The following is a 9,784-nucleotide window of genomic DNA, read 5'->3' as shown; positions in this document are numbered from 1 at the left end:
GAGCTTGATCTGGGCAGCCTTGGCGACCAGTTCGTCGAGCTTGGCCTTGCCTTCCGGACGCAGGACAGCCTTGTTGAAGTCGAACAGGGCATCAGCGGCGACGGTGATCTTCTCACCGGTCGGCTTCGGGCCGGCGACAGCGGCTGCGGCCGGAGCAGCAGCCTTGCCTTCGCAGGTTTCCTTCGGCAGCAGGTCCTTGTCGCATTCGCAACCGGCCTTGTCGGCGGCGGCGCCGGCCGGGGTCCAGTAGCCGGTGCGCCAGCACAGGCCGGCACCCGACTTGGCGACGACGTCGCGCTGGTCGATGACATAGACGCGTTCCTGGGCAACGGCGGAGAAGCCGATGCCGGCCAGCAGGGCCAGGGCCAGGGTTTTTTTGGCGATATTCTTGATCATAGTCTTCCCTCGTTGAAGAATTAGTTTACTTCCAGTGGCTTGCATCAGGATGAGACTTGACTTCCTGAGCTCACTTCCAACTTATTCTGCCATAGCGCTGCGCAGGCATCCAAGTGAAATTCCTTGCCTATGCGTAAAGTTTTGTGCTCAACGAGACATTTTCCGGCAATCCAGACATGACTGACCTGTTCCCTGCCGGCGACATGGATCAATTGGGAGAGCGGATCGAAGCAGGGCTGGCAAACAATATCCTCAAGACTGACTGCGCACAGGTCGGCTGACTTGCCGGCTGTGATCGATCCTGTAGTTGCCTCCAGGCCCAGTGCCCGGGCGCCGTTGAGCGTTGCCATGCGCAAGACTTCGATGGCCGGCAGCGTACTGGCGTCACCGCTCAGACCCTTGGCCAGCAGGGCTGCCAGGCGCATTTCCCCGAACATGTCCAGGCGGTTGTTGCTGGCGGCGCTGTCGGTGCCCAGTCCGATGTTGATGCCGGCCCGGTGCATCTCGGCGATACGGGCAAAGCCGCTGGCCAGCTTGAGGTTGGACGTCGGGCAGTGGGCGATGCTGCAGCCGGCCTCGGCCATGGTGGCGATTTCGGCGTCGTCGAGATGTACGGCATGAACCCCGATGAAGCCCGGGCCGATCAGGCCGAGTTCCTGCAGACGCTGCAGCGGGCGTTTGCCATGCTGGGCAACGGAATCGGTGATTTCCTGACGGGTTTCGTGGATGTGGCAGTGGATGGGCAGGTCCAGTTGCTCGGCGAGCGTGGTGATGCGCTGGAAGGTGCGGTCGGAGACCGTGTAGGGCGCATGCGGGGCCAGACAGAAACTGATCAGCGGATGGCCGCGAAAGGCTTCGCGGGCGGCCAGGCCCTTGGCGATGTAATCGTCGGCATCGCTGGCGTAATTGCCGGGGAACTCCAGCGTGGTGACGCCGAGCGCCGCGCGCATGCCGAATTCCGTCGCCGCCTGGGCGGCGGCGTCGGGGAAGAAGTACATGTCGTTGAAACAGGTGATGCCGCCGCGCAGCATTTCGGCGCAGGCCAGGCGCGTGCCGTCGAGGACGAACTGGCTCGATACATGCGCGGCTTCGGCCGGCCAGATGTGCTGCTGCAGCCATTCCTGCAAGGGCAGGTCGTCGGCAATGCCGCGCATCAGACTCATCGCGGCGTGCGTGTGCAGGTTGATCAGGCCGGGGATCAGGATGTGCTGGTCGAGTTGCCGGTGTTCGCGCGCCCGGTAGCGGCGGCGGGCTTCGGCGGCCGGCAGGACGGCGAGGATGTGGCCGTTGTCGATGGCAACCGCGTGCCCGCTCAGGACTTCGTCGGTGTCTACGGGGGCGATCCAGCGGGCTTCAATCAGTAGATCGATGGTTTCGGGTGTCGGTGTCATGGAATTGGGCATCTGTACGCCGTGGGCGGCGTGGTAAACTAACAAATTACGCGTGCTACAACCAAACAAGGCGTCGGCAATACCGGCGCGGACACGAGAGACATGGATCAATTCGCCAAAGAAACACTGCCGATCAGCCTCGAAGACGAGATGCGGCGTTCCTATCTCGATTACGCGATGAGCGTGATCGTCGGCCGGGCGCTGCCGGATGCGCGTGATGGCCTGAAGCCGGTGCATCGTCGCGTGCTGTTCGCGATGCACGAACTGAACAACGACTGGAACAAGGCTTACAAGAAGTCGGCGCGTATCGTCGGCGACGTCATCGGTAAGTATCACCCGCACGGCGATTCGGCGGTGTACGACACCATCGTCCGCATGGCCCAGGATTTCTCGCTGCGCTACATGCTGGTCGACGGCCAGGGCAACTTCGGTTCGATCGACGGCGACAACGCGGCGGCGATGCGTTATACCGAAGTGCGCATGGCCAAGATCGGGCACCAGCTGCTCGAAGACCTGGACAAGGAAACCGTCGACTTCGGGCCGAACTACGACGGCTCAGAGCAGGAACCGCTGGTCCTGCCGACGCGCATCCCGAACCTGCTGATCAACGGTTCGTCCGGCATCGCCGTTGGCATGGCGACCAACATCCCGCCGCACAACCTCAAGGAAGTCGTTGCCGGCTGCCTGGCGCTCCTGGAGAACCCGGCGATCTCGATCGACGAGCTGATCGAGCACATCCCGGCGCCGGATTTCCCGACCGCCGCGCTGATCTACGGCGTGATGGGCGTGCGCGAAGGCTACAAGACCGGCCGCGGCCGCGTCGTCATGCGTGCCCGCACGCACTTCGAAGACATCGGCAAGGGCGACCGCCAGGCGCTGATCGTCGACGAAATTCCCTATCAGGTGAACAAGAAATCGCTGATCGAGAAAATTGCCGAACTGGTCAACGAGAAGAAGATCGAGGGCATTTCCGATATTCGCGACGAGTCCGACAAGTCGGGCATGCGCATCGTCATCGAGCTGAAGCGCGGTGAGGTTGGCGAGGTCATCCTCAACAACCTGTACAAGCAGACACAACTGCAGGACACCTTCGGCATGAACATGGTGGCGCTGGTCGACGGCCAGCCGCGCCTGCTGAACCTCAAGCAGATGCTCGAGTGCTACCTGTCGCACCGCCGCGAAGTCGTCACCCGGCGTACCGTCTACGAACTGCGCAAGGCGCGCGAGCGCGGCCACATCCTCGAAGGCCTGGCCGTCGCGCTGTCCAACGTCGACGAAATCATCGCCCTGATCAAGGCGGCGCCGACGCCGCCGGATGCCAAGCACGGCCTGATGGAGCGCACCTGGCGCAGCCCGGTGGTCGAGGAAATGCTGCTGCGCGCGGCTTCCGACGTTTCTCGTCCGGACGGCTTGCTGCCGGAATTCGGCCTGTCCGAACAGGGTTACCGCCTGTCCGACGCCCAGGCCCAGGCCATCCTCGAACTGCGCCTGCAGCGCCTGACCGGTCTGGAGCAGGACAAGATCGTCGGCGAGTACAAGGAAGTCATGGCCAAGATCCTCGATCTGCTCGACATCCTGGCCCGCCCGGAACGCATCACCGAGATCATCGTCGGCGAGCTGACGGCGGTGCGCGAACAGTTCGGCGACGACCGTCGTTCGGAAATCGTGCTGCACACGCAGGAACTCGGCATCGAGGACTTCATCACGCCGCAGGACATGGTCGTCACCCTGTCGCACGGCGGCTACATCAAGGCCCAGCCGCTTGCCGACTACCGCGCCCAGCGCCGTGGCGGCCGCGGCAAGCAGGCGGCGGCGATCAAGGACGAGGATTTCGTCGATCACCTGTTCGTCGCCAACACCCACGACTACATCCTGTGCTTCTCCAACCGCGGCCGCTGCTACTGGCTGAAGGTCTTCGAGGCGCCGCAGGGCAGCCGGACCAGCCGCGGCAAGCCGATCGTCAACCTGTTCCCGCTGGAAGAGGGCGAGCGCATCAACGCCGTGCTGCCGGTCAAGGAATTTGCCGACGACAAGTACGTGTTCATGGCCACCCGCGACGGCACGGTCAAGAAGACGCCGTTGTCCGACTTCTCCAACCCGCGCAAGGCCGGCATCATCGCCGTCGATCTGCTCGACGACGACTACCTGATCGGTGTCGAACTGACCACCGGCCAGAGCGACATCGTGCTCGTCTCGAATGCCGGCAAGGCAGTCTGGTTCGACGAGGAAGACGTCCGGCCGATGGGTCGCGGTGCCCGCGGCGTGCGCGGCATGAAGTTGCAGGAAGGGCAGAGCGTCATCTCGTTGCTGGTCGCCGAGGATGACCAGCAGACGGTGCTGGTCGCCACCGAGAACGGTTTCGGCAAGCGCACCGTGCTCGCCGATTTCCGCCACTCCGGTCGCGGCACGCAGGGCGTCAAGGCGATTGCCGATTCCGAGCGCAACGGCATCGTGGTCGGTGCCAAGCTGGTTGGCGACGACGACGAGGTGATGCTTATCACCACCGGCGGCGTGCTGATCCGTACCCGCGTTTCGGAAATCCGCGGCATGGGACGGGCGACGCAGGGGGTGACGCTGATCTCGCTTGATGAGGGCGAGAAGCTGGCCGGCCTGGAGAAGGTTGCCGAGTCGGTCGCGGAAAATGACGCCGAAAGCGAAACCGCCGTCGAAGGCGAAGCGCCGGCAGCCGACGAGCAAGGTGGAGAAGCCTAAATGACGCGTATCTGGAATTTCAGCGCCGGTCCGGCTGCACTTCCCGAGGAAGTCCTGCGCCAGGCGCAGGAAGAACTGCTCGATTGGCAGGGCGCCGGTTGCAGCGTCATGGAAATGAGCCATCGCGGCAAGGAGTTCATGTCCATCCTGGCGCAGGCCGAAGCCGACCTGCGCGAGTTGATGGGGATTCCCGAGCAGTACAAGGTGCTGTTCCTGCAGGGCGGCGCCACGCAGCAGTTTGCGCAGATTCCGATGAACCTGCTGGCCGGCCGTTCGGCCGACTACATCGTCACCGGCTCGTGGTCGAAGAAGGCGGTCAAGGAAGCGCAGCGCATCGGGAATGTCCGCGTCGCGGCGACGACCGAGGATAGCGGCTTCACCCGCCTGCCGACGGCCGAGGAGATCAAGCTTGATCCCTTCGCCGCCTACCTGCACGTGTGCACCAACGAGACCATCCACGGTGTCGAGATTCCCGCCCAGCGCATCGCCGACACCGGCGTGCCGCTGGTTGCCGACATGTCGTCGCACATCCTGTCGCGGCCGGTCAATGTCGAAAAATTCGGCCTGATCTATGCCGGCGCGCAGAAGAACATCGGCCCGTCAGGCGTGACCCTGGTCATCGTTCATCGTGACTTGCTCGGCATGGCGCCGCTGAACATCCCGACGGTGATGGACTATGCGGTGATGGCCGAGAATGGTTCGATGCTGAACACGCCGCCGACCTTCGGCATCTACATCGCCGGCCTGGTCTTCCAGTGGCTGAAGAAGCAGGGCGGTCTGGCCGGCATCGACGCGATCAACGCCGAAAAGGCGCGCATTCTGTACGAGTGCATCGACAACTCCGGCGGTTTCTACACCAACCCGGTCGATCCCGACTGCCGTTCGCGCATGAACGTGCCGTTCGTGCTGGCCGACGCCGCGCTCGACGCGCCTTTCCTGGCGGCGGCCAAGGACGCCGGCGTGCTCGGCCTGAAGGGGCACAAGTCGGTCGGCGGCATGCGTGCGTCGATCTACAACGCCGTCTCGCTTGACGCGGTCAAGGCGCTGGTCGGTTTCATGAACGATTTCGCCAAGCGGAACGGGTGAGCGCATGAACGACGATCTGCAGAAGGCCCTGGCCGGCGTGCGCGCCGATATCGACCGCATCGACGGCGACATCCTGCGCCTGTTGAACGAACGTGCCCGCTGCGCCCAGCGCGTCGGCGAGATCAAGGCCGAATTCGGCGACGCCGGCTTCATCTACCGCCCGGAGCGCGAGGCGCAAGTGCTGCGTCGACTGCAGGACGTCAATCCCGGGCCCTTGCCGAACGAGAACATCACCTTCTTCTTCCGCGAGGTGATGTCGGCCTGCCTGTCGCTCGAACAGCCGCTCGGCATCGCCTTCCTCGGCCCGCTCGGTACGTTCTCCGAGTCGGCGGCGACCAAGCATTTCGGCCACGCCGCCCGTCTGCTGCCGCTGGATTCGATCGACGACGTTTTCCGCGAAGTCGAGTCGGGCCATGCCCACTACGCCGTCGTCCCGGTCGAGAATTCGACCGAGGGTGCGGTCGGCCGGACGATGGACCTGTTGCTCGGTACCTCGCTGAAGATCTGCGGCGAAGTCGTGCTGCGCATCCACCAGAACCTGCTGTCCAAGGAAAGCGAGCTCGGCGCGATCACCCGCGTCTATTCGCATGCCCAGTCGCTGGCGCAGTGCCATGAATGGCTGAATCGCATGCTGCCGCAGGCGCAGCGCATCTCGGTCGGCAGCAATGCCCAGGCGGCGCAGAAGGCTGCCGAGGAGCCCGGTTCGGCAGCGATTGCCGGCGAGGCTGCGGCGGCTCGCTACGAACTGGCCAAGCTCGCCGAGAGCATCGAGGACGAGCCGAACAACACCACCCGTTTCCTGGTCCTCGGTCGCCACGATACCGGCGCCTCCGGACGCGACAAGACTTCGCTGATCATGTCGGCGGCCAACCGTGCCGGGGCGCTGCACGCGCTGCTTGCGCCGTTTTCCGCCAATGGTGTGTCGATGTGCCGGCTGGAGTCGCGGCCGGCGCGCAATGCCCTGTGGCAATACGTCTACTACGTCGATATCGAAGGCCATTGCGACGAGCCGGCGGTCAAGGCCGCGCTCACCGAACTGGCCGGCAACGCCGCCTACCTGAAAATCCTCGGCTCCTACCCGGTTGCCGTCTTCTGAGGAATGTCGATGTCCCTCACTGAACAAGCACTCGCCTACGTCCGCGCCATCTCACCCTACCAGCCGGGCAAGCCGATCACCGAACTGGCCCGTGAAATGGGCATCCCGGTGGACAGCATCGTCAAGCTTGCCTCCAACGAGAATCCGCTCGGTGTCAGCCCGAAGGCGAAGCGTGCGGTGGAAGCGGCGCTGGCCGGTGTCGAACGCTATCCGGACCAGTTCGAGCTGATCGCCAAGCTGGCGGCGCGCTGCGGCGTTGCCCAGAATCAGGTGGTGCTCGGCAACGGCTCCAACGACGTGCTCGACCTGATCGCCCGCGTCTTCCTCGCCCAGGGCCGTTCGGCGGTGTTCGCCCAGCATGCCTTCGCCGTCTATCCGCTGGCCACGCTGTCCACCGGTGCCGAACTGATCTGCGTGCCGGCCAGGGATTTCGGCCACGATCTCGACGCGATGCTCGCCGCGATCCGTCCGGACACCCGTGTCGTCTGGATCGCCAACCCGAACAACCCGACCGGCAACTTCCTGCCCTATCCCGAAGTGCGCGCTTTCCTTGAGCGCGTGCCGGCCGATGTCACGGTTGTCCTCGACGAGGCCTACAACGAATACATCCCGCCCGAGGCGCGCGTCGATACCGCGGCCTGGGTCGCCGAATTCCCGAATCTGGTGGTCTGCCGCACCTTCTCGAAGATCTACGGCCTGGCCGGTCTGCGCGTTGGTTACGGCATTGCCTCGCCGGCGGTGGCCGACCTGATGAACCGCGTCCGCCAGCCGTTCAACGTCAACAACCTGGCGCTCGCCGGGGCGCTCGCCGCGCTCGACGACGAAGAATTCCTGCAGGCCAGCTACGAACTCAACCGCCACGGCATGGCGCAGATCGTCGCCGCACTGGAAAAACTCGGCCTGGCCTACATCCCGTCCTACGGCAACTTCGTCACCTTCAAGGCCGGCGACGGCGCGGCGGTGAACCAGAAGCTGCTGCAGCAGGGCGTCATCGTCCGGCCGATCGGCGGCTACGGCATGCCCGAGTGGCTGCGCGTGACGATTGGCACCGAGGTCGAGAACGCGCGCTTCATTGCGGCGCTGGAAAAGGCCCTGTAAATGGACGCCGGTCAGCCCGAGTTCGGCAAGATCGTCGTTTTCGGCACCGGCCTGATCGGCGGTTCCTTTGCGCTCGGGCTGAAGGCGGCCGGCGCCGTCGAGGAGGTGGTCGGTTTCGGCCGCACGCCGTCGACGCTGCGTGTGGCGCAGGAACTCGGCGTCATCGACCGCGCCGGGATCAACCCGGCGCACGAAATCGGCGATGCCGACATCGTCCTGGTGGCGACCCCGGTGGCGCAGATGCCGGAAATCTTCGCCCGCATCGCGCCTTATCTCGGGCCGAACACCATCGTCACCGACGGTGGTTCGACCAAGGGCGACGTCGTCGCGGCCGCGCGGGCGGCGTTTCGGGGCCACATCGGCAAGTTCGTGCCCGCGCATCCGATTGCCGGTGCCGAGAACAGCGGGCCGTCGGCCGCAAGACACGACCTTTATCAGGGCAAGAAGGTCGTCGTCACGCCGCTTGACGAGAACAACGACGAGCGCCTCGACCGCGTCAAGCGCGCCTGGGCGCTGTGCGGCGCCGACATCTACGAGCTGACGCCGGAAATGCACGACCGCGTCTTCGCCGCCGTCAGCCACCTGCCGCATCTGCTGTCCTTCGCCCTGGTCCATGACCTGGCAGTGCGCGACGACGCCGAGCTGTTCTTCACCTTCGCCGCTTCCGGTTTCCGCGATTTCACGCGGATCGCCGCCAGTCATCCGGAAATGTGGCGCGACATCTGCCTGGCCAATCGCCAGGCGCTGCTCGGCGAACTCGACAGCTATCGCGCCCAGCTCGACGACCTGCGTGACGCCCTCGACAAGGCCGACGGCGAGCGCCTCGAAGATGTCTTCGGCATCGCCCGTCAGGCGCGCCGGGAGTGGGCGGGAAGCTGAGCATGCGGCGGCTGCGCGCGCTGCTCTGCGGACTCGCGTTGCTGTTCTCGCTGCCGCTCGCCGCCGCGCCACCGGAACTCCTGCTGGCCAACGTTTACCGCGACGGCATCGATGTTTCCGCTTATCTGGTCAGCGAAAAGCTCGACGGTGTGCGCGCCGTCTGGGATGGCGAAACGCTGCGTGCTCGCAGCGGCTACCGGGTCAATGCGCCGGCATGGTTCACCGACGCCTTGCCGAAAACCTCCTTGGACGGCGAACTCTGGCTGGCCCGTGGTCAGTTCGACCGGCTGTCCGGCATCGTTCGCCGGGATGAGGCCGTTGATGAGGAATGGCGCCAGATTCGCTACATGATCTTCGAACTGCCGGGAGCGCCCGGCGATTTTTCCGAGCGCGCCGGTCGCATTCGGGAAATTGTCGCCGCCGCCGGCTTGCCCTGGCTGGAAGCCATACCGCAAGCCCGGGTGTCCAGCCGGGAAGCGCTGCAGCGGATGCTGGTGGAGACCGTCAAGGCTGGCGGAGAAGGCCTGATGCTGCACCGCGCCGATGCGCCCTACGAAACCGGGCGTTCCGATACCCTGCTCAAACTCAAGCCCTGGCTCGATGCCGAGGCGGTCGTCATTGCGCATCTGCCGGGCAAGGGAAAATATGTCGGGCTGATGGGCGCCTTGCGGCTGCGTATGCCGGACGGTCGTGAATTTCGTCTGGGTACGGGATTTACCGATGCGCAACGCAGAAACCCTCCGCCGCTTGGTGCGACGGTCACCTACCGCTATCGCGAACTGACGCCCAACGGTCTGCCGCGCTTCGCCAGTTTCCTGAGGATTCGTCAGGAATGAATGGCGGCTGGGATAAAATCCGGCTTATTTCGTAGGCAGCGACTTTCATGATCCTCGTCACAGGTGGCGCCGGCTTCATCGGCAGCAATTTCGTTCTTGACTGGTGCGCGCAGCATAACGAGAGCGTCATCAACCTCGATGCCCTGACTTACGCGGGCAATCTGGAAAATCTCGCGACACTCGACGGGAATCCGGCGCATGTATTTGTGCGCGGCGACATCGGCGATTTCGATCTGGTCGCCAGACTGCTTGCCGAGCACAAGCCGCGCGCAGTCATCAATTTTGCCGCC

At 64.5% G+C, this 9,784-nt stretch carries 8 protein-coding genes and 1 pseudogene; 7 read left to right on the top strand and 2 right to left on the bottom strand.

All coding sequences use genetic code 11. The annotated features are described in order from the left end of the window. Together Q0799_RS15160 and Q0799_RS15155 are read right to left on the bottom strand one after the other, a co-directional pair. A pseudogene (locus Q0799_RS15160) lies at window positions 1-396 on the bottom strand (OmpA family protein); the annotation flags it as partial. Between the two features lie 44 nt (window positions 397-440). Beyond that, window positions 441-1,787, bottom strand: coding sequence for a TRZ/ATZ family hydrolase (locus Q0799_RS15155; protein WP_298399860.1), 1,347 nt, complete (start codon window positions 1,785-1,787; stop codon window positions 441-443). A 102-nt stretch (window positions 1,788-1,889) separates the two neighbouring features. Between Q0799_RS15155 and gyrA the strand changes: the two genes are divergently transcribed. From gyrA to Q0799_RS15120, 7 genes are all read left to right on the top strand, one after another. After that, on the top strand, window positions 1,890-4,499 hold the full coding sequence (gyrA, locus tag Q0799_RS15150; RefSeq protein WP_298399858.1) for a DNA gyrase subunit A: 2,610 nt from the start codon (window positions 1,890-1,892) through the stop codon (window positions 4,497-4,499). Next, window positions 4,500-5,585: a 3-phosphoserine/phosphohydroxythreonine transaminase gene (gene serC / locus Q0799_RS15145; RefSeq protein WP_298399856.1), complete on the top strand. Its 1,086-nt coding sequence runs from the start codon at window positions 4,500-4,502 to the stop codon at window positions 5,583-5,585. Window positions 5,586-5,589: 4 nt separating this feature from the next. Further along, window positions 5,590-6,681: a prephenate dehydratase gene (gene pheA / locus Q0799_RS15140; protein ID WP_298399854.1), complete on the top strand. Its 1,092-nt coding sequence runs from the start codon at window positions 5,590-5,592 to the stop codon at window positions 6,679-6,681. Window positions 6,682-6,690: 9 nt separating this feature from the next. Continuing rightward, on the top strand, window positions 6,691-7,779 hold the full coding sequence (gene hisC / locus Q0799_RS15135) for a histidinol-phosphate transaminase (RefSeq protein WP_298399852.1): 1,089 nt from the start codon (window positions 6,691-6,693) through the stop codon (window positions 7,777-7,779). Further along, complete coding sequence (locus Q0799_RS15130; RefSeq protein WP_028995313.1) at window positions 7,780-8,658, top strand: prephenate dehydrogenase/arogenate dehydrogenase family protein; 879 nt, start codon at window positions 7,780-7,782, stop codon at window positions 8,656-8,658. A gap of 2 nt (window positions 8,659-8,660) precedes the next feature. Continuing rightward, complete coding sequence (locus Q0799_RS15125) at window positions 8,661-9,494, top strand: DNA ligase (protein ID WP_298399849.1); 834 nt, start codon at window positions 8,661-8,663, stop codon at window positions 9,492-9,494. A gap of 47 nt (window positions 9,495-9,541) precedes the next feature. After that, the coding region (locus Q0799_RS15120; RefSeq protein WP_298399847.1) for a GDP-mannose 4,6-dehydratase at window positions 9,542-9,784 on the top strand (243 nt) is incomplete at its 3' end.

The organism is uncultured Azonexus sp., assembly GCF_937982035.1.
In the GTDB taxonomy this organism is placed as follows: domain Bacteria; phylum Pseudomonadota; class Gammaproteobacteria; order Burkholderiales; family Rhodocyclaceae; genus Azonexus.
The sequence above is the reverse complement of the archived record's forward strand: the minus strand, read 5'-3'. Positions and strand labels throughout refer to the sequence as shown.

Bases quoted from the DNA above. Each gene is read 5' to 3' on its own strand.
- Q0799_RS15155 (WP_298399860.1), bottom strand. From the start codon at position 1,787: ATGACACCGACACCCGAAACCATCGATCTACTGATTGAAGCCCGCTGG.
- gyrA (WP_298399858.1), top strand. From the start codon at position 1,890: ATGGATCAATTCGCCAAAGAAACACTGCCGATCAGCCTCGAAGACGAG.
- serC (WP_298399856.1), top strand. From the start codon at position 4,500: ATGACGCGTATCTGGAATTTCAGCGCCGGTCCGGCTGCACTTCCCGAG.
- pheA (WP_298399854.1), top strand. From the start codon at position 5,590: ATGAACGACGATCTGCAGAAGGCCCTGGCCGGCGTGCGCGCCGATATC.
- hisC (WP_298399852.1), top strand. From the start codon at position 6,691: ATGTCCCTCACTGAACAAGCACTCGCCTACGTCCGCGCCATCTCACCC.
- Q0799_RS15130 (WP_028995313.1), top strand. From the start codon at position 7,780: ATGGACGCCGGTCAGCCCGAGTTCGGCAAGATCGTCGTTTTCGGCACC.
- Q0799_RS15125 (WP_298399849.1), top strand. From the start codon at position 8,661: ATGCGGCGGCTGCGCGCGCTGCTCTGCGGACTCGCGTTGCTGTTCTCG.